19 protein-coding genes, 1 pseudogene and 1 riboswitch are annotated in these 23,185 nt (G+C 42.1%); of the genes and pseudogenes, 14 read left to right on the forward strand and 6 right to left on the reverse strand.

All coding sequences use genetic code 11. The annotated features are described in order from the left end of the window. The first annotated feature begins 5 nt into the window (after positions 1-5). The 4 genes and pseudogenes from glnE (at position 6) to PR800_RS03295 (ending at position 5,146) form a co-directional block, all read left to right on the forward strand. Positions 6-2,852, forward strand: coding sequence for a bifunctional [glutamate--ammonia ligase]-adenylyl-L-tyrosine phosphorylase/[glutamate--ammonia-ligase] adenylyltransferase (glnE, locus tag PR800_RS03280; protein ID WP_272530193.1), 2,847 nt, complete (start codon positions 6-8; stop codon positions 2,850-2,852). Between the two features lie 91 nt (positions 2,853-2,943). Then, the gene (gene hldE / locus PR800_RS03285) at positions 2,944-4,371 is read left to right on the forward strand and encodes a bifunctional D-glycero-beta-D-manno-heptose-7-phosphate kinase/D-glycero-beta-D-manno-heptose 1-phosphate adenylyltransferase HldE (RefSeq protein WP_272530195.1); all 1,428 of its coding nucleotides are present in this window, start codon (positions 2,944-2,946) and stop codon (positions 4,369-4,371) included. A gap of 150 nt (positions 4,372-4,521) precedes the next feature. Beyond that, a pseudogene (locus tag PR800_RS03290) lies at positions 4,522-4,800 on the forward strand (type II toxin-antitoxin system HicA family toxin). Continuing rightward, on the forward strand, positions 4,793-5,146 hold the full coding sequence (locus PR800_RS03295; RefSeq protein WP_272530197.1) for a type II toxin-antitoxin system HicB family antitoxin: 354 nt from the start codon (positions 4,793-4,795) through the stop codon (positions 5,144-5,146). Before PR800_RS03290 ends, PR800_RS03295 begins: the two are co-directional and overlap by 8 nt. 40 nt (positions 5,147-5,186) lie before the next feature. Here PR800_RS03295 and ubiK read toward each other — a convergent pair whose 3' ends face one another. Further along, entirely contained in the window at positions 5,187-5,453 is a 267-nt protein-coding gene (gene ubiK / locus PR800_RS03300) for a ubiquinone biosynthesis accessory factor UbiK (protein WP_102137837.1), read from the reverse strand. 258 nt (positions 5,454-5,711) lie between these two features. Beyond that, positions 5,712-5,863: riboswitch (FMN riboswitch) on the forward strand. A 158-nt stretch (positions 5,864-6,021) separates the two neighbouring features. Here ubiK and ribB point away from each other — a divergent pair. Next, positions 6,022-6,675 carry a 3,4-dihydroxy-2-butanone-4-phosphate synthase gene (ribB, locus tag PR800_RS03305; RefSeq protein ID WP_102137836.1) on the forward strand — a complete coding sequence of 218 codons (654 nt, stop codon included), beginning with the start codon at positions 6,022-6,024 and terminating at the stop codon, positions 6,673-6,675. 237 nt (positions 6,676-6,912) lie between these two features. Continuing rightward, on the forward strand, positions 6,913-7,716 hold the full coding sequence (ygiD, locus tag PR800_RS03310) for a 4,5-DOPA dioxygenase extradiol (RefSeq protein ID WP_210848175.1): 804 nt from the start codon (positions 6,913-6,915) through the stop codon (positions 7,714-7,716). Positions 7,717-7,799: 83 nt separating this feature from the next. On the opposite strand, the gene PR800_RS03315 is transcribed toward ygiD, so the two are convergent. The 3 genes from PR800_RS03315 to tolC form a co-directional block, all read right to left on the reverse strand. Then, a complete protein-coding gene (locus PR800_RS03315; protein ID WP_102137834.1) occupies positions 7,800-8,963 on the reverse strand; it encodes a glutathionylspermidine synthase family protein in 1,164 nt (387 codons plus the stop codon). Positions 8,964-8,969: 6 nt separating this feature from the next. Continuing rightward, a complete protein-coding gene (locus PR800_RS03320) occupies positions 8,970-9,674 on the reverse strand; it encodes a DUF1190 family protein (RefSeq protein WP_102137833.1) in 705 nt (234 codons plus the stop codon). A gap of 399 nt (positions 9,675-10,073) precedes the next feature. Next, positions 10,074-11,462: an outer membrane channel protein TolC gene (tolC, locus tag PR800_RS03325; protein WP_272530199.1), complete on the reverse strand. Its 1,389-nt coding sequence runs from the start codon at positions 11,460-11,462 to the stop codon at positions 10,074-10,076. A gap of 305 nt (positions 11,463-11,767) precedes the next feature. On the opposite strand from tolC, the gene nudF reads away from it, so the two are divergent. The 7 genes from nudF to ftsP all read left to right on the forward strand — a co-directional run bounded on the left by nudF (position 11,768) and on the right by ftsP (position 20,863). Beyond that, entirely contained in the window at positions 11,768-12,406 is a 639-nt protein-coding gene (gene nudF, locus PR800_RS03330; protein WP_166264417.1) for an ADP-ribose diphosphatase, read from the forward strand. 144 nt (positions 12,407-12,550) lie between these two features. After that, the gene (gene cpdA, locus PR800_RS03335) at positions 12,551-13,390 is read left to right on the forward strand and encodes a 3',5'-cyclic-AMP phosphodiesterase (protein WP_102137830.1); all 840 of its coding nucleotides are present in this window, start codon (positions 12,551-12,553) and stop codon (positions 13,388-13,390) included. A 7-nt stretch (positions 13,391-13,397) separates the two neighbouring features. Continuing rightward, positions 13,398-13,979, forward strand: coding sequence for an esterase YqiA (gene yqiA / locus PR800_RS03340; RefSeq protein ID WP_166264419.1), 582 nt, complete (start codon positions 13,398-13,400; stop codon positions 13,977-13,979). A gap of 87 nt (positions 13,980-14,066) precedes the next feature. After that, positions 14,067-15,962, forward strand: coding sequence for a DNA topoisomerase IV subunit B (gene parE / locus PR800_RS03345; protein ID WP_102137828.1), 1,896 nt, complete (start codon positions 14,067-14,069; stop codon positions 15,960-15,962). A gap of 33 nt (positions 15,963-15,995) precedes the next feature. Then, positions 15,996-18,251, forward strand: coding sequence for a DNA topoisomerase IV subunit A (gene parC, locus PR800_RS03350; protein ID WP_195697678.1), 2,256 nt, complete (start codon positions 15,996-15,998; stop codon positions 18,249-18,251). 109 nt (positions 18,252-18,360) lie between these two features. After that, entirely contained in the window at positions 18,361-19,095 is a 735-nt protein-coding gene (locus PR800_RS03355) for a 1-acylglycerol-3-phosphate O-acyltransferase (protein WP_206275822.1), read from the forward strand. Between the two features lie 352 nt (positions 19,096-19,447). Further along, complete coding sequence (gene ftsP, locus PR800_RS03360) at positions 19,448-20,863, forward strand: cell division protein FtsP (protein WP_102137826.1); 1,416 nt, start codon at positions 19,448-19,450, stop codon at positions 20,861-20,863. A gap of 72 nt (positions 20,864-20,935) precedes the next feature. Here the strand turns inward: ftsP and PR800_RS03365 are convergent, their stop codons facing one another. After that, positions 20,936-21,550: a LysE family transporter gene (locus tag PR800_RS03365; RefSeq protein WP_102137825.1), complete on the reverse strand. Its 615-nt coding sequence runs from the start codon at positions 21,548-21,550 to the stop codon at positions 20,936-20,938. Positions 21,551-21,786: 236 nt separating this feature from the next. Between PR800_RS03365 and folA the strand changes: the two genes are divergently transcribed. Further along, positions 21,787-22,281 (forward strand): type 3 dihydrofolate reductase, encoded by a 495-nt coding sequence (folA, locus tag PR800_RS03370; protein WP_272530202.1) that lies wholly within the window; start codon positions 21,787-21,789, stop codon positions 22,279-22,281. Positions 22,282-22,355: 74 nt separating this feature from the next. Here the strand turns inward: folA and apaH are convergent, their stop codons facing one another. Further along, a complete protein-coding gene (apaH, locus tag PR800_RS03375) occupies positions 22,356-23,183 on the reverse strand; it encodes a bis(5'-nucleosyl)-tetraphosphatase (symmetrical) ApaH (RefSeq protein WP_195697677.1) in 828 nt (275 codons plus the stop codon). Between the last annotated feature and the right edge of the window lie 2 nt (positions 23,184-23,185).

Raw genomic sequence — 23,185 nt, forward strand, 5'->3', positions numbered from 1 at the left:
ATAATATGCATGCTTTTCCTGAGTTATTACAAAGCCAAGGTGAACGCGTTTTAAGCCGAATAACGGAACAGGCTCACGAGTTACTGCCGTTAAGCGAACAAGAAATTCAGGTGCTGTCTTTCAGCGATTTTGCATTCAAGAAAGTACGCGCGCATTCACAGTTTTTACTTGAAATTCGTTCTCAGCCACCGAAAGCGGATGAATGGAAAAGTTATGCATCATGGTTATCACAAGAATTGTCGTCAGTTAGTCATGAAGAACATTTGATGCGAGTATTGCGCATCTTTCGCCACTATATATTAGTGCGCTGCGCATGGATGCAAGTGTTAGAAATAAGCACGCAAGAAGAAACGATTTATCAGCTCAGTATATTGGCGGAGACCTTGGTTGTTGCGGCGCGAGACTGGTTGTATCAAGAATATAGTCAGTCATGGGGAACCCCTTGTAACGCAGAAGGAAAACCGCAGCCACTATTGGTTTTAGGGATGGGAAAGTTAGGGGGCAGAGAGCTCAATTTTTCTTCAGATATTGACCTGATTTTTGCTTATCCAGAAAATGGGGTTACCCAAGGTGGCCGGAAAGAGTTAGATAATGCACAATTTTTTACGCGTTTAGGGCAAAAATTGATCCGCGTACTCGATCAAGTGACGGAGTATGGTTTTGTTTATCGGGTCGATATGCGTTTACGGCCATTTGGAGATAGCGGCCCGCTGGTTTTTAGTTTTTCTGCGCTAGAAGATTATTACCAAGAACAAGGGCGAGATTGGGAACGCTATGCGATGGTTAAAGCCCGTATTATGGGGGCTGATAGCCTGCATTATGAGGCGTGTTTGCGAAAACTTTTGCGTCCTTTCGTCTATCGTCGCTATATCGACTTTAGCGTGATCCAATCCTTACGTAATATGAAAAATATGATTGAGCGAGAGGTTCGGCGTCGTGGTTTGGTCAATAACATCAAATTAGGCGCTGGAGGGATCCGCGAAGTTGAATTTGTTTCACAGGTTTTCCAACTTATTCGAGGGGGGCGAGAACCTGTTTTACAGTCGCAATCCTTATTTTCAACATTACAAGGGATCCGAGAACTTGCATTATTAACTGAAGATCAAGTTGATATCCTGCAAGATGGCTACCTTTTCTTGCGTAGAGTCGAAAACTTACTGCAAAGTATCGATGACCAACAGACACAAACACTCCCTGAAGATACTTTAAACCAAACGCGCTTAGCGTGGGGAATGGGGTTTGCGGATTGGCCTGAGTTTTACCAACTTTTGAGCCAGAAAATGGCGGCAGTACATCAAATATTCACTGAGCAAATAGGCCAGGAAGATGACACTGAGAATACCGATGCATTCGATGAAATTTATATCACACTGTGGCAAAGTGAATTATCGAAAGAAGAATTAGCCGCCTATTTGCCCTCTAAAAATGAAGATATTGCACAACGCATTATTCACGGCATAGTGATGTTTCGCCATGATCTCAATAAACGCACCATTGGCCCTCGTGGACGGGATGTTCTTGATGAATTAATGCCTAAATTATTGGCTAAAGTCGGTGAACGTGATGATGCAGGCCAAGTCATTGAGCGCATCACACCACTGTTATTGAGCATTGTTAGCCGTACAACTTACCTAGAGTTAATGCTTGAATTTGATGAGGTTTTGACGCACGTTATTCGTTTATGTGCGGCTTCACCCATGATAGCAGAGCAGTTAGCGCGCCACCCATTGTTGCTTGATGAATTGCTCGACCCTCAATCCTTATACCAGCCTCTGCCACTAGCGGCCTACCGTGACGAGTTACGCCAATATTTAATGCGCGTTCCTGAAGATGACGAAGAACAACAACTTGAAGCATTACGTCAATTCAAACAGGCTCAATTATTACGCATCGCTGCTGAAGATATTTCAGGTGTTTTGCCGGTAATGAAAGTCAGTGATCATCTGACTTACCTTGCAGAAGCAATTATTGATGCGGTGGTACACCAAGCGTGGCAAAAAATGGTAAAACGCTATGGTGAGCCAGCGCATCTCGAGCAAAGTGACAAAAAACAATATGGGTTTGCGGTATTAGGTTATGGAAAACTAGGTGGCTGGGAATTGGGCTATGGTTCTGATTTAGACCTCGTTTTTCTTTTCGATTGCCCTTTAGATGTCGTCACCAACGGCGAACGTTCCATTGATGCACGCCAATTTTACTTGCGTGTTGCTCAACGCATTATCCATTTGTTTAGTACTCGAACCCCTTCTGGTGTGTTGTATGAAGTTGATGCGCGACTCAGGCCTTCCGGTGAGTCAGGGATGTTAGTCAGTACAATACAATCATTTGATGACTACCAAAAAAATGATGCTTGGACATGGGAGCATCAAGCACTCATTCGAGCTCGAATGGTGTTTGGTGATGAGGATTTACAACGGAAATTTATACAAACTCGCCACGAAACGTTGTGTATGCCAAGAGACCCTCACACCTTGCAGCAACAAGTGCGTGATATGCGGTTGAAAATGCATCAGCACCTAGGAAGCCATCAAGCTAATGAGTTCGATTTAAAAGCGGATCCAGGTGGGATCACCGATATTGAATTTATCGCGCAATACTTAGTTTTGCGTTTTGCCGCAGAAAATAACGTGTTAACACGTTGGTCTGATAATGTGCGTATTTTCGAGCTAATGGCGCAATATGGTTTCATGCCTGAAGATGAGGCGAATGCTTTAACTCAAGCGTATGTCACGATGCGTAATGAACTCCATCACTTAGCATTACAATCATTGCCAAGCCGTGTTGAAACAAACCAATTTACTCAGCAACGTGAACAAGTTTTAGCGAGTTGGCAAAAATGGCTTGAGGAATAAGGAACAAACGCATTTTATTTAGCTAAACAGCGCAATATGCTAGTATTGTTGCTAATTATTATTAGATTTCCTTTTAAAACTGGAGTGCAGGATGAAAGTAACTCTCCCGGATTATAAACAAGCCGGTGTGCTGGTGGTTGGTGATGTGATGTTAGACCGTTATTGGCATGGTCCTGCAAACCGAATTTCGCCAGAAGCCCCTGTTCCGGTCGTTAAAGTCACGATGGTAGAAGAGCGTCCCGGTGGCGCGGCTAACGTCGCGATGAACATTGCCTCGTTAGGGGCAAATTCACGTCTTGTTGGGTTAACTGGGATTGATGACGCGGCAAAAGCACTGACTGAAAATTTAAATGCGGTGCAGGTGCGTTGTGATTTTGTCGCTATTCCCACTCATCCAACGATTACTAAATTACGCGTACTTTCACGTAATCAGCAACTTATTCGCCTTGATTTTGAAGAAGGTTTTGAAAACGTGGATGTTGCCCCCGTACTGGAGCGCATAGAACAAGCACTGCCACACATTGGTGCACTAGTGCTGTCTGACTATGCAAAAGGGGCATTAACGCATGTTGAGAAAATGATAGCGCTCGCTAACAAGGCCAATGTTCCCGTTTTGATTGACCCGAAAGGAAACAATTTCGAACGCTACCGTGGGGCAACATTATTGACGCCAAATATGTCTGAGTTTGAAGCGATTGTTGGGCCATGTAAAAACAACCAAGACGTTGAAGAAAAAGGCATGAAGCTGCTTCACTCATTGGAGCTTAAAGCACTATTAATTACGCGTTCAGAGCAAGGTATGAGCCTGATCCGCCGTGATGAAGCCCCATTGCATTTACCTACTCAGGCACAAGAAGTGTTTGATGTGACTGGGGCAGGGGATACGGTTATTGGCGTATTGGCTGCGTCTATTGCTTCTGGTCGCCCACTACATGAAGCCTGCGCATTGGCCAATGCCGCAGCTGGCGTGGTGGTTGGTAAATTAGGGACTTCTACGGTTTCGCCAATTGAATTGGAAAATGCGATCCGGGGTCGCGCTGATACTGGTTTTGGTGTCATGACTGAAAATGAATTAAAACAAGCCGTTGAGAATGCAAGACAGCGCGGTGAACGTGTCGTGATGACGAATGGTTGTTTTGATATTCTCCATGCAGGGCATGTGTCGTATTTAGCCAATGCGCGTAAATTAGGCGACCGCTTGATTGTGGCGGTCAATAGCGATGCATCGACGCGCCGCTTAAAGGGTGAAACACGTCCAGTTAACCCATTAGAACAGCGTATGACCGTTCTAGGGGCTTTGGGGGCAGTGGATTGGGTGGTTGCTTTTGAAGAAGACACTCCGCAACGCTTAATCGCAGAAGTTCTGCCAGACATCTTAGTTAAAGGGGGGGATTACCGCCCTGAAGAGATCGCGGGCAGTGCTGAAGTGTGGGCTGCTGGAGGCGAAGTTAAAGTCCTTAACTTCGAAGATGGTATCTCGACAACGAATATCATCAAGAACATCATGAAAACCAGTTAATTTATTATTAGCTATTAAAAAAACCTCACTATGGAACTTCAAGCCAAGTGAGGTTTTTATTTATCTAAAATCAATATGGCGTCAAATATTGACGTCATATTTTTTTTGTTTTAGATTTTAACGTCACAATATGACGTCATGGAATAGACGATGATAAAAATGAGGGAACTGGGTTCGAAGCACCGTAAAACGATGGTGGATATACTCACAATTCCACCTAAATCAGGGCTCAAGTGGGGCGATGTAACAAGTTTAGTTTAGCATTTAGGCGGCACTATAAAGAATGGAAGTGGTTCACGTCGCAGGTTTGTTTTACAAAGTTTTTTGTTCCTGACACATCAGCCCCATCCAGGGAATACACTGGATAAAGGTGCGGTGAACGGGTTACGTGAGTGGTTAGAAAATACGATAGGGGTGGAATATGATTAAAAGCAGTAATGTGATGACGATAGACGGCCATCCTGCATCTGTTATCTATGAAGCTGAAATTAAAGCGTTTCGTGGTAAGTTTTTAGATGTAAGTGGTTACTGTGATTTTGTCTCTGATAGCATTGAAGGGTTAAAAAAAGAAGCGCGAATATCTTTAGCGGAATACATCGAAGGCTGCCAAAAAGAAGGGATTAACCCGTTCAAAGAACAAGAAACGGTAAAGTCATTTACGCTGCGTTACCCAAGCCGCTTGGAGGCTTATTTAAATGCGGTAACAACTGAACATAATGTTTCTAAAAACCAGTATATTGTTCAGTTGCTTGAACGCGAGCTGAATATCAAATAACAAAAGTGACGCCTTAGTCGGTGTCACTTTTTCAATTTAATTACTCAGACGTTTTTTCTTCTACATTTAAATGGGCTTCAAGTGCGCTAACACGTTGTTCCATTTTTGCTAATTTTTCGCGGGTGCGTAACAAGACTTGAGTTTGAATATCAAATTCTTCACGGCTGACTAAGTCTAATTTGCCGAGTTGTGATTGTAACAGTGAACGCAGTTTTTTATCAAAATCTTCACCTAAATCGCGTACGCCTTGCGGTAAAGCGCCTTGAATTTGGCGGGCAACTTGTTCAATTTTTTTCGGATCGAGCATTCGCGGGTCCTTCAGTTAATCAAGATATAATTAAGCGTAGTGTAATACCTCTTTTCGCCTTGTGCTAGCTCGAATTAGTTAGCGAAAAGGCCTAGGTGTATTATCTGTGATGAAAAAAGCTTGGTATTCGTCTGTGGCAGTAAAATTAACCTTGATAACCCTAAGTTTTTATTCATGTTTTTTGACTAAAAGTGTGAGTCGTTCGCCAATTTTGATTATCATCGTTGCGAACTTGAATTATTGGCGTTATATTAATTGCGTATATCTCAGGGCGGGGTGAAAGTCCCCACCGGCGGTAAACATGCATCACGCATGAAGCCCGCGAGCGCTTTACCATTCTGTGGTAAAGGTCAGCAGACCCAGTGTGAATCTGGGGCCGACGGTTATAGTCCGGATGGGAGAGAATTAACTGTATCTGCATATTTGTGCTATTACGCACAATAGTGTTCTGCATACCTGAATAGGTAAATGCCTTTTATTGGCTATTTATATATTCACCATTTCTCGTATTCCTAAGACTGCCTTGATTCTGGTAACTAGTTAATAACTATTTAAGAGGTTTTTTACCATGGATCATTCGCTACTTTCTGTATTCGGTAATCCTATCGAACGTGTTGAAAATGCTATCGAGGCTTTACGCCAAGGTAAAGGTGTTCTTGTTCTCGATGATGAAGATCGTGAGAACGAAGGCGATCTAATTTTTGCAGCAGAAACCATGACCGCTGAGCAAATGGCATTTACCATTCGTTATAGCAGTGGGATCGTGTGTCTTTGTATTACTGAAGAGCGTCGTAAGTTGCTCGAATTACCGATGATGGTGGAAAATAACACCAGCCAAAACCAAACGGGTTTCACGGTAACTATCGAGGCCGCGAAAGGGGTTACCACGGGCGTTTCCGCAGCGGATCGTATCACCACTATTCGTGCTGCAATTGCAGATAACGCAGTCCCTGCCGACCTAAATCACCCAGGCCACGTTTTCCCATTACGTGGGCGTGACGGTGGGGTATTAGCACGTCGTGGCCACACTGAAGCATCTATCGACCTTGCGACTCTAGCGGGTTTCAAACCTGCCGGTGTGTTGTGTGAGTTGACTAATGATGATGGTTCTATGGCTCGTACTCCAGAAGTCGCTGCATTTGGTAAGCAGCATGGCTTGACGGTGGTGACGATTGAAGATTTAGTGCAATACCGTTTGCAGCATGAAAAGAAAGCGAGCTGATCCTCTTAGAGGAAGAGCTCTAGATAGAGGTTTTGATAAGTTTAAATATTAATAAGCTAAGTTATTTAAATTATTAATAGTACGTTAAGCATATAGAATATCTTGAAGGCCACTGAGTTGCACACCTCGTGGCCTTTTCAATTTTTTTGATGATCATACTCATAATTAGCCCACTGTGTTTCTTGCTGAAAAGCGTATGCTGTAGGGAGAAACTAATTGAGTTGGAGTTTAATCATCATGTCGGTAAATACTTCAGTGGTAAAAAATAAGATCCCTGCCATTTTTATTGGCCATGGTAGCCCGATGAATGCGATTGAGGATAATCCTTACACTCAAGCGTGGGAAAAACTCGGTAAAGTCTTACCTCGGCCAAGCGCAATTTTGGTGATTTCAGCTCACTGGTATACGCGTGGCACTGCTGTGACTTCGATGTTAAACCCACAAACGATTCATGATTTCGGTGGTTTCCCCGAAGCCTTGTATCAAATCGAATATCCTGCCCCTGGTTCTCCTGAATTAGCTCAGCAAGTTGCATCATTATTAGCTCCTGAGCCCATTCACCTTGATGAACAAGAGTGGGGATTAGACCACGGTACATGGGAAATTTTAGTACGTATGTATCCAGAAGCCGATATCCCTGTGATCCAGCTGAGTATCGATGGTAGTAAACCTGCTACTTGGCACTATGATCTCGGAAAAAAGTTATCGGTTCTAAGAGAAGAAGGCGTACTAATTATGGGAAGTGGCAATGTTGTACATAATCTACGGGCGATGAATTGGCAAAATTCTCATGCCAAGCCGTATCCATGGGCAATATCTTTTGAAAAGTTTGTGTATGATAATCTGCAAAGTCATGAAATGCCTCATCCATTGACTAAAGGGTTGGAACGGGAGGATGGGAAATTATCGAACCCATCACCAGAGCATTACTTGCCTATTTTACCTATTTTAGGGGCTTGGGATGGGCAAGAAGAGATCAGTACACCGATTGAAGGAATTGTGTCGGCATCGTTAAGTATGCTGTCTATTCAGGTAGGATAAGTTTTTCTTCTATGGAATTGATTGATAAAAAAGCCCAAATCATATTGCTATGTTTTGGGCTGAGCTTTTAATTTTAAATACGATTAATCGATGATCGTATGTGGATAAAAGCGTGATAAGTCTTGAGTGATCAGTTCTTTATCTTCACGAATACAGATCCCCGCTGGTTGATCATTCACCAACCAGCTTCCGACTAAGGTGTAGCTACCTTCAAATTGTGGAAGTGGGTGGAACTGTTGAATAATCATACCTTCTTCGCCGTATGGGCCGTCTGCGGCTGCAATTTCCTTGCCATTTTCGATAATACGGATATTGGCACCTTCACGAGAAAATAGTGGCTTAATGACGTATTTTTCGAGTTCTGGCTGGGTTTTGCCATCTGCGAAATAAGCAGGCAGTAAATTTGGGTGATCAGGGAACATTTCCCATAACATTGGCAATAAGGCCTTGTTAGAAATGATGCTCTTCCATGCAGGCTCTAACCAGCGCACGCCAGCGTCTTGCAATTTAGTTGAGAAAATTTCTCTTAGCATAAATTCCCACGGATATAGTTTGAACAGGTTACTAATCACCTGATCTTGTGTATCCGAAAACTCACCTTTTTCACCTAGACCAATTTCGTCGATATATAAGAATTCAGTAGCAATACCCGCTTCATTGGCGCAATCTTGTAAATACTGAACGGTACCGCGATCTTCTTCTGTGTCACGGCAACAAGACATATGTAACAAGCGAAAACCATACTGATCTTTTAATTGCGTAAAGCGCTCGATCAATTGCTCTTGAATACTATTAAACTGATCAGCATTCTCAGGTAATTTCCCTGCTTCAATTTGATCTTCTAACCAGATCCATTGGAAAAATGCAGATTCATATAATGAAGTTGGAGTATCCGCGTTATTTTCTAAAAGCTTAGGTGGGTTAATACCATCGTAAGCAAGGTCAAGCCTAGAATATAACGAAGGTTGCTCGCTTTTCCATGAACTGCGAACAAATTCCCAACAATGTTTAGGGATCTGAAAACGCGCCATTAACTCATCGCTTTCAACAACACGTTCAACCACTTTTAGGCACATTTGATGCAACTGTTCGGTTGCATCTTCGATCTCTTCAATTTGTGCCATCGTGAATTGGTAATACGCGTCTTCTGACCAGTAAGGCTCACCATACATAGTATGAAATTCAAAGCCAAACTCAGAGGCTTTCTCGCGCCAGTTTGGGCGCTCTACTATAGGAACTCGTTTCATTACTTATCAACCACCCATCGAACGGGAAGAAGAAGTTGATTTTGCAGAAGAAGATGAACGCTGTGCCATCGCTTGTTTATTGACGGTGTCACCAAAACCGCCACGAGTCACGGTTGAAGTTGTTGGTGGTTTAGGTGCCATGGCGGTTTTTGGTACGCTCATTGAACGACCACCTGCAACGGCAGGGCCATAGCTTTTACCTGAAGCGTCAACAAACTTACCGTTGGCTGGGCTCGCTGGGTTTTTCGAGCTGAATAATGGTTGTGATGCAGCGCTACCGCCCATCATACGGCCCATCATATAACCCATCATTAATGGCATCCACATACTACCGCCACTGCTTTGTGCTTGAGCAGTTTGTTCACCATTTGTTGAGCTAGTGCCTGCAAGACCCGCTTGAGCAGGGGCTTGAGTACACATAGATTCACCAAACTCAGCAATACAATCAGCCTGAGTTTCATATTTAGGTGCAGTTTTAGCAGCTTCTTGTAGTGCATTATTGTAAGCGACGGTGCACTGTTCGGCTTGTGATGGGTTCGCTTGGCTACAATCTTGCGCGTTGGTGTACAGTGATACAGTTTCATCGCTTTCTTCACAAGCGGAAAGCATAAATACGGCACTGACCGCAACAGCCACAGGCGCTAAACGGTATGAACGCCAAGACTTACGGAAGGCGCTCTGATTAATATCTTTGGTACGCTTCATGGTCATGGTAATTACCCTGAATTTAATTAAGTAAGATGTTTTTAGATGTTAGCTCTAGGATAGGGGATAACCGCTGAAAATTAAAGCAGAAATATAGGAGAAATGAGCTGAATTTATCATTTTGATAACTTTCTGCTATTTTTTTCTAATTAGCCGGGTATTTATTGAAGAGTAAAATAACATTTTTATTTTATATCAATAAATTAGCTGCAGGTTGTTTTTTGAACTAAAACGTAGTGAACAGAGTGAGAATTCACTGAATTTGTACCATAGGCTAATGAAAAGGGGTTGTAAGCGGGCCAATTAGTACAAATTAGCAATTCTAAACGATTTACTTGGCTTCCTTCAAAAAATAACCCGCTATGTAAGCGGGCCATTATATCATTTTCAAATAAACTAAGAATTTTAGTTCATTTTTGGTGCATTGGTACTACGAATAATACTACTTGCAGAGGTTGAAATCTCTTTACCTAAATTCGCATTTAGGCGTGCAATATCGTCTTCGTTTAATGTACCACGAGCAAATTCAATATTCAGTTGGTTAATCATGTAGTCGTAACGCGCATTAGACAGATTTTGTTTCGCTTGGTATAGCGCTGTTGTTGCTGTCAATACGTCAACAATGGTACGTGTCCCTACTTGATAGCCGGCTTCCATCGCATCTAATGAGCTTTGTGCGGAAACAACGACTTGTTTGTAAGCATTAATACTACTGATTGACGATGATACGTTATTAAATGATGAGCGAACTAACTGAATCACATTGCGGTAAACGCTTTCAAGTTGTTCACTAGCACCTTGGAAACCATATTGTGCTTGTTCAACCTGAGAACTGACTGCGCCACCAGTATACAGTGGAATGCTTAAATTTAAGCCAATGCTATTTTGGCCGTTATAGCTGTTGCTCGCACTACCGCCATATGGCGTGTTATAACCGCTGCCGTGTTGGTAACTATTTGTGACTGTTGTTGATGCATCTAAGTTAACTGTTGGCATGTGGCCTGTTTCTGCTAAACGGATGTTTTCACGAGAAACATCTTGCGCTAAACGTGCGCTTAACAGGCTGAGGTTACGCTCTTCGGCTTCTTTTAGGATAGCGTTGATATCGCCCAGCTCATTAGTTTTAAAGCGGTCGATATTTAAAGAGGCGAGTTGGCTGTAGTACACGCCACTGACTTGACGCAGTTTTTCAATCGCATTTTCTAACTCGTTACGGCCTGCAACTTCTTGTGCAATAACGCTATCATAGTTTGCACGGGCGTTTTGCACGTCGGTAATGGCAACAAGACCTACGTTAAAACGTTGTGTAACTTGGTCTAATTGGCGATAAACCGCTTCTTTATTTGCTTCAATATAAGATAACGCGTCAATCGCTTTTAAGACGTTAAAATACGCAGTTGCAGTATTTAAAATTAATTGCTGTTGACCTGTTTGATACGTGACATCAGAAATACCCGCAGTTTTTTCTTGGATAGTTAATTGACGCCATTTCGACATATCAAACACAACTTGGGTCAGTTTCAGTGAAGCATTTAAACCTGTGCTTTCAGTGTTTCTTGCGTCACGGTAACCACTGCCGTAGCTAGCGCCTGCACCTAAACCTAATTGTGGCAACAATGGGCTGCGAGATTCATTAATTTTTTCAAAAGCTTGATTACGTTCAGCTAATGATTTTCTTAATTCAGGGTTACTTTCTTTGGATTTTTGGTAAACCTGTAGTAAATCTTCTGCAAAGCTATTGGTACTGAGACCCACAAAACTCATCGAAATTAAAAGGGGAAGCAGTTTCTTCATTTTGATTCCTTGATTAAACAGCAAATTAAGTTGAGTCTGTTGCCTAAAACGTACCATGCCTAACTAGGCGATAGATATTAAATTATCCGTTTTAGAGACAGTTATTAAAAACAGACACTATGTTGCTCTTTGATTTGAATAATGGCGCTTATTGTAACAGAGTATCACTTCTATTAACGGTAGCCTTTTGTGCCATTTTGTCTCAATTTATTAAACATTACCTCATCTAAGGTTAAAAAACCTCAAAAACTGTTTTAATCCACAATTATTTCCTTAAGATGGAATAATTGAGTTTGGAGAATGAAATGACAAAACAAATAGAGCAGCCAATTAAATACGGCAAAAATGATGTTGAAATTATATCCAAGCGTAAATTATTTAATGGTTTTTTTCAAATGGTTGAATATCAATTTCGTCATCGCCTCTTCGCGGGCGGATGGAGTAAAGAAATTCGCCGTGAAGTTTTTGAGCGGGGTCATGCAGGCGTAGTTTTACCCTATGACCCGAAAGCTGATAGTGTTGTTTTGATTGAACAAATTAGGTTACCTGCAATCGAAACGAGTGAAACACCTTGGTTGCTCGAAGCCATTGCGGGAATGATAGAGCAGAACGAATCACCCGAAGAAGTTATTCGTCGTGAAGCCATTGAGGAAGCCGGGCTGATTATTGGCCGCACTGAAAAAGCGCTAAGTTATCTTTCTAGCCCTGGCGGGACAACTGAGCGCATGCATGTATTTATCGGTGAAGCCGATAGCAGCCAAGCGGAAGGTGTGCATGGTCTCGCGTCAGAAAATGAAGATATTCGTGTACATGTGGTTAGCCGAGAACAAGCTTATCAATGGGTTGAAGATGGCACAATTGATAATGCGGCAACCGTGATAGCGATTCAATGGTTACAACTTCACTATCAAAAACTACATGAAAAGTGGATGAAATCGTTTTAAATACCGATTAATCTGGTGAAGTGTGTGCTGATTAGCAGAAAGTTAGAAAGTAAAGTTTTAAGATAGTTGTAAGTGTGTTTAGCTTTTATATAGTTGTAATGAATAGATTAGGTACTAAATAATATTTAAGGAAAAGGAATACTTTTGGACAGCCAGCTTGAAGTGACTGCAAAGAACTCTAAAATTGTGAGAATTTTACAGGTTACTGATACGCATCTTTTCGCTAATACAGAAAATACGCTTTTAGGGGTAAATACTTACAAAAGCTATCAGGCGGTACTTGATGCTATCACTGAGGAAAATCTCCCAATTGACTTAATTGTTGCGACAGGGGATTTAGTTCAAGACCAATCACCACAAGCTTATCAGCATTTTGCGGATGGCATTGCGCGTATCCCTGCTCCTTGTGTATGGCTTCCTGGTAATCATGACTACCCGCCTGCGATGGTAGAAACACTCCGAGTCGCTGGGATTTCAAGTGCTAAACAAATTTTGATTGGCGATGAATGGCAAATCTTGATGCTTGATAGCCAACTTCAAGATGTACCTCATGGCGAGCTTTCTGAACAACAATTGGAATGGATGAAAGCCAGCTTAGATGCTGAACCTGAGCGTACTACATTGATTATGCTGCATCACCACCCTCTAGCTTCGGGTTGTACTTGGCTTGATCAGCACAGCTTGAGAAATTCACATATTTTAGCTGACTACTTAAAAAACTATTCAAATGTTAAAGCGATGCTATGTGGCCATATTCATCAAGAAATGGATGAAAATTGGCACGGTATTCGGTTGTTAGCAACGCCTTCTACCTGTGTGCAGTTTAAGCCTCACTGTACTAATTTTGCGCTAGACACCGTCGCGCCAGGTTGGCGATATTTAGAATTAAGTATTAATGAACAAAACCAAAGGCATATTACAACTCGCGTTCACCGTTTAGATACAAGGGAGTTTAGCCCTGATCTTGACTCTGACGGTTATTAATTCGCTTATGTCTACTTTACTTTATATTCATGGTTTTAATAGTTCACCTCAATCCGCTAAAGCTAATAATTTAAAGCAATGGATTGATGCGAATTATCCGCATATTAATATGCTTGTACCGCAATTGCCAAATTACCCTCAGCAAGCTCAAGCCATGTTGGATGATATTATCCAACAGCATCAGCATGAAAAAATGGGGCTAGTCGGCTCTTCACTCGGTGGTTATTTTTCGCTTTGGTTTTCAGAACGTTATCAGCTTCCTGCTGTCGTCGTAAACCCCGCAGTGCGTCCTTTTGATTTACTACAAGATTACTTAGGCGACAATACAAACCCATATACTCATGCACAATATGTGTTGGAAGAAAAGCATATCCATGAGCTAAAATCTTTATACATTGAAAGATTAACTTCCCCTCATCTTATTTGGTTGTTACAACAAATGGGCGATGAAGTACTTGATTATCGAGAGGCTGTTGCCTATCTTTCAAAGTGCAAACAAACTGTGGAACCTGACGGTAATCATGCCTTTATTGGTTTTGAATCTTACTTTTCTCAAATTGTTGATTTCCTACAATTGGCAGAGAAATAGTGTCAAAACGTATGAACACTGTTATTATCAACAGTAACTCACTGATTGAATAGTTCAATTAATCACCTATTACCGCAGAATGACAACATGACTCAATCTAGTTATAACGCAGAGGCCATTGAAGTCCTCAGTGGTTTAGAGCCTGTTCGCCGTCGTCCGGGGATGTATACCGACACCAGTCGACCGAACCATTTGGCTCAAGAAGTAATTGATAATAGCGTCGATGAAGCGCTTGCGGGGCACGCGAGCCACATCGAGGTTATTTTACATGACGATCAATCCCTTGAAGTCATCGATGATGGGCGTGGTATGCCTGTCGATATCCACCCTGAAATGAAAGTGTCAGCGGTTGAACTGATTTTGGGGCAATTACATGCAGGGGGGAAATTCTCCAATAAAAACTACCAATTCTCAGGTGGTTTGCATGGTGTCGGGATTTCTGTCGTCAATGCGTTATCAAAACGTATTGAAGTTACTGTTCGTCGTGATAGCCAAGTGTATCAAATTGCCTTTGAGAACGGCGATAAGGTGGAAGATTTACATGTCATAGGGACTTGTGGCAAACGTAACACAGGGACTAGCGTGCATTTTTGGCCGGATGGCAGCTATTTTGATAGCCCAAGATTTTCAGTAACACGTTTAACTCATAACTTAAAAGCCAAAGCTGTTTTATGCCCTGGCGTGAAAATCACGTTTAAGGATAAGCTCAACAATACAGAACAAAGTTGGTGTTACAGTGATGGGTTGACCGATTACCTCATGGAGTCAATTGACGGCCTTGAGGCGTTGCCACCAAAACCGTTTACAGGTGAATTTTCTGGGGAAACGGAAGCCGCTCAATGGGCACTGCTTTGGTTGCCTGAAGGTGGTGAATTACTCACGGAAAGCTATGTTAACCTTATCCCTACAGCACAAGGTGGAACCCATGTTAACGGGCTTCGCCAAGGGTTGCTTGATGCTATGCGTGAGTTTTGTGAGTTCCGCAATATATTGCCTCGCGGTGTTAAGCTCTCAGCGGATGATATTTGGGAGCGCTGTACCTATGTGCTTTCTGTTAAAATGCAAGATCCACAATTTGCCGGGCAAACCAAAGAGCGCCTATCTTCTCGTCAATGTGCCGCATTTGTTTCGGGCGTGGTAAAAGATGCCTTCAGTTTATGGCTTAATCAAAACGTGCAAGTGGCTGAACAGCTTGCAGAAATGGCCATTTCTAGCGCACAACGTCGAATGCGTGCAGCGAAAAAAGTGGTGCGTAAAAAACTCACCAGTGGACCTGCATTGCCGGGTAAATTGGCCGATTGTAGCTCGCAAGATCTAAGTATGACGGAGCTGTTTCTTGTTGAAGGGGACTCCGCTGGCGGGTCTGCAAAACAAGCGCGTGACCGTGAATATCAAGCTATCATGCCGTTGCGCGGTAAAATCCTCAATACATGGGAAGTGTCTTCCGATGAGGTTTTAGCTTCCCAAGAGGTGCATGATATCTCTGTGGCTATTGGAATAGACCCTGATAGCGAAGACCTTAGCCAATTACGCTATGGGAAAATTTGCATACTTGCGGATGCGGACTCCGATGGCTTACACATTGCTACATTGCTATGTGCGCTATTTGTCCGTCATTTCCCAACACTGGTTAAAGCAGGGCATGTCTATATGGCAATGCCACCGCTATATCGTATCGATTTAGGCAAAGAAACGTTTTACGCCCTTGATGAAAGCGAAAAAAATGCTGTACTTGACCGCCTTAGCCGCAAGCGAGGTAAACCCAATGTTCAGCGATTTAAAGGGCTGGGGGAAATGAACCCACTGCAATTACGTGAAACCACATTAGATCCAAATACTCGTCGTCTTGTACAGCTAATTATCGATGATGAAAACTACCAACAAACTCTTGCTGTGATGGACATGCTTCTGGCGAAAAAACGCTCGGAAGACCGCCGTAATTGGCTGCAAGAGAAAGGCGATATGGCTGAAATTGATGTCTAATATCCGAATTGCGATGAGAAAGGAACGAATTGAATGAGTGAAATTACTCATGATGGTGTAGAGCGTTTACCGCTACACGCCTTCACTGAAAATGCCTATCTGAACTATTCGATGTACGTCATCATGGATAGGGCATTACCATTTATTGGCGATGGGCTTAAACCTGTTCAGCGCCGTATTGTGTATGCAATGTCAGAACTTGGCTTAAGCAACACTGCGAAATATAAAAAATCAGCCAGAACTGTGGGTGATGTGTTAGGTAAATACCATCCACACGGTGATAGCGCTTGTTATGAAGCGATGGTATTGATGGCACAGCCATTTTCTTACCGCTATCCGCTGGTGGATGGGCAGGGAAACTGGGGGGCACCCGATGACCCTAAATCATTCGCAGCAATGCGTTATACCGAATCACGACTATCCAAATACGCTGAAGTTTTACTCAGCGAACTTGGTCATGGCACCGTCGATTGGGTACCAAACTTTGATGGTACGCTAAACGAGCCAAAAATGTTGCCTGCGCGTTTGCCGAATATTCTGTTAAACGGTACAACAGGTATTGCCGTTGGGATGGCGACAGATATTCCACCACATAACGCCCGAGAAGTGGCTCAAGCGTTGGTTGCCTTGTTGGATAAACCTACGCTAAATCTTGATGACATCATGGCATTTGTGCCGGGACCTGATTTCCCAACGGAAGCAGAAATTATTTCTTCCCGTGATGATATCCGTAAGATTTATCAAAATGGACGCGGTTCTGTACGAATGCGTGCGGTGTGGGAAAAAGAAGATGGTAATGCGGTGATCACGGCATTACCTCATCAAGTTTCAGGTGCAAAAGTACTGGAACAAATTGCCAGCCAAATGCGTGCAAAAAAATTGCCGATGGTTGAAGATTTACGTGATGAATCAAACCACGAAAACCCAACTCGTTTAGTGATTGTTCCGCGCAGTAATCGTGTTGATCTTGAACAAGTCATGACACACTTATTTGCGACAACGGATTTAGAGCGTAGTTACCGCGTTAATCTTAATATGATTGGTTTAGATAACCGACCTGCGGTGAAAGGGCTTGTTGAGATCTTAAATGAGTGGATTGCTTACCGTCGCCAAACTGTGCGTAACCGCTTAAATCATCGGTTAGAAAAAGTATTAAGACGCTTACATATTTTAGATGGTTTATTAATCGCCTACCTGAATATTGATGAAGTCATTGAAATTATTCGTACAGAAGATGAACCGAAAGCGGTTTTAATGTCACGTTTTAGTATCAGTGATACCCAAGCTGAAGCTATTTTAGAGCTAAAATTACGCCATTTAGCCAAGCTTGAAGAAATGAAAATTCGTGGCGAGCAAGATGAATTAGCCAAAGAGCGTGATGAATTACAAGCGATCCTTGGGTCTGAAAGACGTTTAAATACGTTGATTAAAAAAGAGATTCAAGCCGACGCCAAAGATTACGGTGATGACCGTCGCTCCCCATTGCATGAACGCGAAGAAGCGAAAGCCATGAGCGAACATGAGATTTTACCATCAGAACCGATTACCGTTGTGCTTTCTGATATGGGGTGGGTGCGTAGTGCTAAAGGGCATGATATCGAGCCGACTAACCTGAACTATAAAGCGGGAGATGGCTTTAAAGGGGCAGCGCGAGGCAAGTCAAATCAAGCAGCCGTGTTCCTTGATACCACAGGGCGCAGTTATTCTGTTGACCCGCTGGAGTTGCCATCTGCACGCAGTCAGGGTGAGCCTTTAACCGGTAAGTTAACCTTGCCACCTGGCGCAACCATTGAACATGTGTTAATGGCGCCTGACGAACAAAAATATTTAATGGCTTCGGATGCAGGTTACGGTTTTATTTGTACCTTCAATGATTTAGTCACTAAAAATAAAACAGGTAAAGCCTTAATTTCTTTACCTGAAAATGCAAAAGTATTGGCGCCAATTGAGTTGCATAATGAGCAAGAAGATTTGCTGTTGGCAATTACCAAAGCAGGGCGTATGTTAATATTCCCTGTGGCAGATCTACCTCAGCTTTCGAAAGGTAAAGGGAATAAAATTATCAATATTGCCGGTGCGCAAGCGGCAACTGGCGATGATTTATTGACTTGGTTGATGATTTTGCCTGTGGGGGCATCAATGACCTTGCATTTTGGTAAGCGGAAGCTGAAGTTTAAAGCAGAAGACTTGCAAAAATACCGCTCAGAACGAGGTCGTAAAGGGACGTCGTTACCGCGCGGAATGCACAATATTGAGCGTATTGATATTGAGCCAGTAGAGTCTAAATAATTAACAAAGAACAAACCTTATAAACCTTTTTTAGTATGAACTTCAAAAGGTTTATAAGTAGATAATATTCATCATGGGGCTGAAAAGCTTCTTACAATTTGGGGTTAGTATGTTAGCGCTTATTAGAGCGATCATTGTTATTATTTATACGATTGCGGTGTGTGTAGGGGGCGGGATTTACTGCCTATTTAGCCCACGCAACCCAAAACACGTAATGACATTTGGTCACATGTTCGGGCGGTTATCAGTCGTTTTTGGGATTAACGTCATAAATCGCGTACCTGAGAAAGCGAAGAGCTATGGCCCGAGTATTTATATTGGTAATCACCAAAACAATTACGATATGGTGACCATGTCAAATGGGGTGTTACCAAGAACGGTGACTGTGGGTAAAAAAAGCTTGGTTTATATACCTTTTTTTGGCTTTTTGTATTGGATCACAGGTAATATTTTAATCGACCGCGCTAATCGCTCTAAAGCCCATAACACAATTACGCAAGTTGCTGACCAGATTAAAAAACGTAAAATTTCGGTATGGATGTTCCCTGAAGGGACTCGCAGTCGTGGCCGTGGTTTGCTGCCATTTAAAACGGGTGCGTTTCATGCCGCGATCGCCGCAGGGGTACCGATTGTGCCTGTTTGCGTTTCGAGTACACAAGGTAAAATTAAGCTAAACCGTTGGAATAATGGTACCGTTATTATTGAAATGCTAGACCCTATCGATACATCGCTTTATAGCCGTGAGCAAGTTAGGGAATTATCTGAGTATTGTCATGCTTTAATGGAAGCAAAAATTAAAGCGCTCGATCTTGAGGTTGAAGAGATGGCAAAACAAGGTAAATAGCCTAATCGATTGAATTTACTTTAATAATGGGCAATATGTGAATATTGCCTATTTTTTTAGATTTAACATAGCATAAATTGACTTTATTGTTTCCTACCTGACTTATTTCCTTTTTTAATTACTTACCCCTACTATTTATAATCTTATTAATTATATTTTTACACATTTGCTAGATATTTTTAGAATTTAACCTTTTTTCGCGATATCATGGCTCACAAATTATTATGGCCTTAAATTGTTGCATCTAAGTAGTTATATTACTAGCGCCAAACTGAAATTAGCCATCTCATTGGCTGAAAATTTATAATATTAAATAATAAAATGCGCTGGAATTTTGTTTAGCGGAGAATTTATGTCATTCAATCGATGCCAAACCCTGATAGCGGCAGGGATGGCTCTATGTATGTCCTATGCGCCTATTTATGCAAGTGCAGAAGGGGCGACAGCTTTACCTGTGCCACCGTTATTAGAATCACGGTCGGGACAGCCATTATTTTTAACTTTACAAAAAATTCATTGGTCTTTTGATGGAAAATATTCAGCCGATATTTGGGGGGTTAATGGTTCTTCTCCTGGGCCGACTGTCAAAGTAAAAAATGGCGATGATATTAAGCTTATCTATAGTAATCGCTTACCTGAAGCGGTTTCAATGACAATCAGTGGGTTGCAAATACCCGGTACACAAATTGGCGGCGCTGCAAGGTTAATCTCACCTAATGCAGATTGGTCTCCGGTGATCCCAATTCGCCAAAATGCGGCAACGCTTTGGTATCATGCCAATACCCAAGGAAAAATGGGTGAACAAGTCTACAATGGTTTATTGGGTATGTGGATCATTGAAGATGACGTGACGAAAAATTTGCGCTTACCGAAACACTATGGTGTTGATGATTTTCCTATCATTATTCAAGATAAGCGTTTAGATAATTTTGGCGTTCCAGAATATAAAGCAGATGAAAATGGCTTTTTAGGCGATACATTACTGGTTAACGGCGTGCAAGATCCTTATGTTGAGGTTTCTCGAGGGTGGGTTCGTTTACGGTTATTAAATGCGTCGAACTCCCGTCATTATGTGATGAAAATCAGTGATGGTCGCCCATTCTCGTTAATTGCATCTGACCAAGGTTTGCTAACCGTCCCTGTGAGTGTTCAAGAACTACCATTAGCGCCCGGTGAACGGCGAGAAGTCTTGATTGATATGGCGAAAACGCAGGAATTAACGATTACTGCGGGTGAGTCAGCTACCTTTATGGACCGTTTGAAAGGGTTATTCGAGCCATCGAATAATTTAATTTCAACTAATGTATTAACTATCAAAGCGACAGGTTTGATGTCATTAGTAACAGATGGCTTACCAACGCAGTTAGTTGAAGATAAAACACAGGTCACATCCAGTATTACACAACGCAATATTCACCTTAATGATGGTTTTGGTATTAATAATGCGACCATTGATACAAACAGGGTTGATTTTTCAAGTCGCCAAGGTAATTGGGAGCGTTGGGCTGTGACGACAAATGAACCACAAGCGTTTCATATTGAAGGTGTGCGCTTTAAGGTACTAAATCGCAATGGCAAGCCAACACCAGCAGAAGATTATGGTTGGAAAGATACGGTATGGGTTGATAGTAGAGTTGAATTATTAGTACAAATGATGCAACCGTCCTATAACCATTTCCCATTCTTATTCTATAGCCATAATTTAGAGAAGGCGGATTTAGGCTCGGCAGGGCAAATGGTGGTTGCACCGCAAGACACCATGCAATAATGGGCATTATAACAATATTGAATATTCAAAAAGCAGGCGTTTAGCCTGCTTTTTTGATGAGAGAGAATAAGGTTAGCTCAGCGCGACTCGAATACCGAAAGCGATTAATACCACCCCGAGAACCTTATCAACATATTTTTGCACTTTTGCTAGGCCTTTTCTTACAGGAGCGCTTTGGATTAAGAAAACTAAAATAGGCCAATAGATAACGGCTAAACCCCAAATAATAAAGGCAAACCACAGCTTCTCACCAACAGTAGAATTAATGTCTAGCACTTGGGTAAAGACCGCTAAAAAGAACAGAGTGGCTTTGGGATTTAATACATTACAGAGAAAACCTTGCATAAAGGCTTTTTTAAACGAAACTACTTCATGTTTACCCGTTGCTAAGTCAACTAAATGGCTTGATTGTGGGAGTAAACTTTTAATACCGATCCAAACCAAATAGGCCGCACCTGCATATTTTAAAATATTAAATAGCCAAGGCGTGGTGGTAATCAAAACGGCTAGGCCTGCAACGCAGTAGGACATATGCAGTGCAATAGCAACTATCACACCACACGCGCTCATCAATGCAGCAGAGCGCTGATAGCGCGCAGCATTTTTGACAATCAAAAAGAAATCAGGCCCTGGAGAGAGCATACCGAGTGCAGCGATGGTAGCAACCATAATACTCGTTTCGTACATGTTATAATCTCTTTTCCCGTTCAATGTTGGCAAATAAAAATGACCTGCTAAATACTTACATTTAGGCTGATATCAGAGGGTTCATTTTGTTTTTAAATGTTATTTTTCGTCGTAAGTTTATCAATTCGAGTATAAGTGATTCAAAGCTGTTTAAGGAAGCTTAAATTTAGTCGACGAAACAATTCTCTTTCCGTATAGTGTGCTCAATTTTTATATCTTGTTTCTAAGGTGAATAGATGAATATTAGCTTAATCGCAGCAATGGCGATCGATCAGGTTATCGGCATGGAAAAAGCGATGCCTTGGAATTTGCCGGGGGATCTCGCGTGGTTCAAACGAAATACGTTAAATAAACCGGTTATTATGGGCCGTGTTACCTATGAATCAATTGGGCGCCCATTACCACAACGTGTGAATATTGTATTAAGCAGTGCGCCTGGTACTGATTCTGATGTTATTTGGGTAACGTCAATTGAAGAAGCGTTGGCTGCGGCACAAGCCGTTGAAGGTAATGATGAAGTTATGGTCATTGGTGGTGGTAGAATTTACCAGCAGTTCCTGCCACTCGCGAACAAGCTTTACTTGACGCACGTAGATGCCGAAGTTATCGGTGATACCCATTTTCCAGCTTATGAGCCTGATGAATGGGATTCTATTTTTACGGAATATCATGAAGCTGACGAAAACAATACCCATGGTTATTGTTTTGAGATCCTAACCAAAAGAGCATAATTTTGGGTTTGAATACAAAAATGGCGCTTAATGGCGCCATTTTGTTTATAACTTGTGGTTAATCATACAAAAAATTATTCTTTTCGACTTTTTTGATATGACTTTTGTCGGTGATATTGCTTGGTTTCCCAATGGAATAGCGTTAAATCGCCTCCCCAGCAGCATCCTGTATCTAAAGCATAAACGTTATCAGGGGTGCATTTTCCTTCGAGCGATGCCCAGTGGCCAAAAAACACTGAATAGTCATCAGGAATTTTACTTTGTAGATCAAACCAAGGTTTTAGCGGAGCAGGGGCCTTTTTAGGGTTTTCCTTACAAATCATATCTAACTGCCCGTTCGGAAAACAGTAGCGCAAACGTGTTAACGCATTAGTACTAAAACGCAAACGAGCTAGCCCCATTAAGCTTTCAGACCAATTGTTTGGCATGTCGCCATACATGGAGTCGATAAATAATGGATAGGCATCACTAGATAGCACCGCTTCAACTTCCCTTGCACACATGCGTGCCGTTTCGATATCCCATTGTGGTGTTATACCTGCATGAGTCATCAAGATCTTTTTTTCTTCATCAATTTGTAATAAAGGCTGACGACGTAACCAATTGATCAGTTCGTCAAGATCAGGTGCATGTAATAACTCATCGAGGTGATCTTTGGGCTTATTACGGCTGATTTTACAGTAAATCCCTAATAGATGGAGATCATGGTTACCAAGCACTAAACGCACGGCAGAACCAAGGCTTTTTACATAGCGTAAAACTTGCAGTGATTCAGTTCCACGGGCAATGAGATCGCCTGTTAACCACAATGTGTCTTTGGTTGGGTCAAAATGGACACTTTCCATCAAGTCACGGAGCTCACGATAACAACCGTGAATATCACCTACTAAATATGTCGACATAA

The organism is Providencia sp. PROV205, from assembly GCF_028479505.1.
GTDB lineage: Bacteria > Pseudomonadota > Gammaproteobacteria > Enterobacterales > Enterobacteriaceae > Providencia > Providencia huaxiensis.

Excerpts from the sequence above, each read along its gene's own strand:
- PR800_RS03315 (WP_102137834.1), bottom strand. The coding sequence starts at position 8,963 with ATGAAACGAGTTCCTATAGTAGAGCGCCCAAACTGGCGCGAGAAAGCC.
- PR800_RS03355 (WP_206275822.1), top strand. The coding sequence starts at position 18,361 with ATGTTAGCGCTTATTAGAGCGATCATTGTTATTATTTATACGATTGCG.
- ygiD (WP_210848175.1), top strand. The coding sequence starts at position 6,913 with ATGTCGGTAAATACTTCAGTGGTAAAAAATAAGATCCCTGCCATTTTT.
- parE (WP_102137828.1), top strand. The coding sequence starts at position 14,067 with ATGACTCAATCTAGTTATAACGCAGAGGCCATTGAAGTCCTCAGTGGT.
- PR800_RS03365 (WP_102137825.1), bottom strand. The coding sequence starts at position 21,550 with ATGTACGAAACGAGTATTATGGTTGCTACCATCGCTGCACTCGGTATG.
- ftsP (WP_102137826.1), top strand. The coding sequence starts at position 19,448 with ATGTCATTCAATCGATGCCAAACCCTGATAGCGGCAGGGATGGCTCTA.
- nudF (WP_166264417.1), top strand. The coding sequence starts at position 11,768 with ATGACAAAACAAATAGAGCAGCCAATTAAATACGGCAAAAATGATGTT.
- glnE (WP_272530193.1), top strand. The coding sequence starts at position 6 with ATGCATGCTTTTCCTGAGTTATTACAAAGCCAAGGTGAACGCGTTTTA.
- folA (WP_272530202.1), top strand. The coding sequence starts at position 21,787 with ATGAATATTAGCTTAATCGCAGCAATGGCGATCGATCAGGTTATCGGC.
- ubiK (WP_102137837.1), bottom strand. The coding sequence starts at position 5,453 with ATGCTCGATCCGAAAAAAATTGAACAAGTTGCCCGCCAAATTCAAGGC.
- PR800_RS03295 (WP_272530197.1), top strand. The coding sequence starts at position 4,793 with ATGATTAAAAGCAGTAATGTGATGACGATAGACGGCCATCCTGCATCT.
- parC (WP_195697678.1), top strand. The coding sequence starts at position 15,996 with ATGAGTGAAATTACTCATGATGGTGTAGAGCGTTTACCGCTACACGCC.
- tolC (WP_272530199.1), bottom strand. The coding sequence starts at position 11,462 with ATGAAGAAACTGCTTCCCCTTTTAATTTCGATGAGTTTTGTGGGTCTC.
- hldE (WP_272530195.1), top strand. The coding sequence starts at position 2,944 with ATGAAAGTAACTCTCCCGGATTATAAACAAGCCGGTGTGCTGGTGGTT.
- yqiA (WP_166264419.1), top strand. The coding sequence starts at position 13,398 with ATGTCTACTTTACTTTATATTCATGGTTTTAATAGTTCACCTCAATCC.
- apaH (WP_195697677.1), bottom strand. The coding sequence starts at position 23,183 with ATGTCGACATATTTAGTAGGTGATATTCACGGTTGTTATCGTGAGCTC.
- PR800_RS03320 (WP_102137833.1), bottom strand. The coding sequence starts at position 9,674 with ATGACCATGAAGCGTACCAAAGATATTAATCAGAGCGCCTTCCGTAAG.
- ribB (WP_102137836.1), top strand. The coding sequence starts at position 6,022 with ATGGATCATTCGCTACTTTCTGTATTCGGTAATCCTATCGAACGTGTT.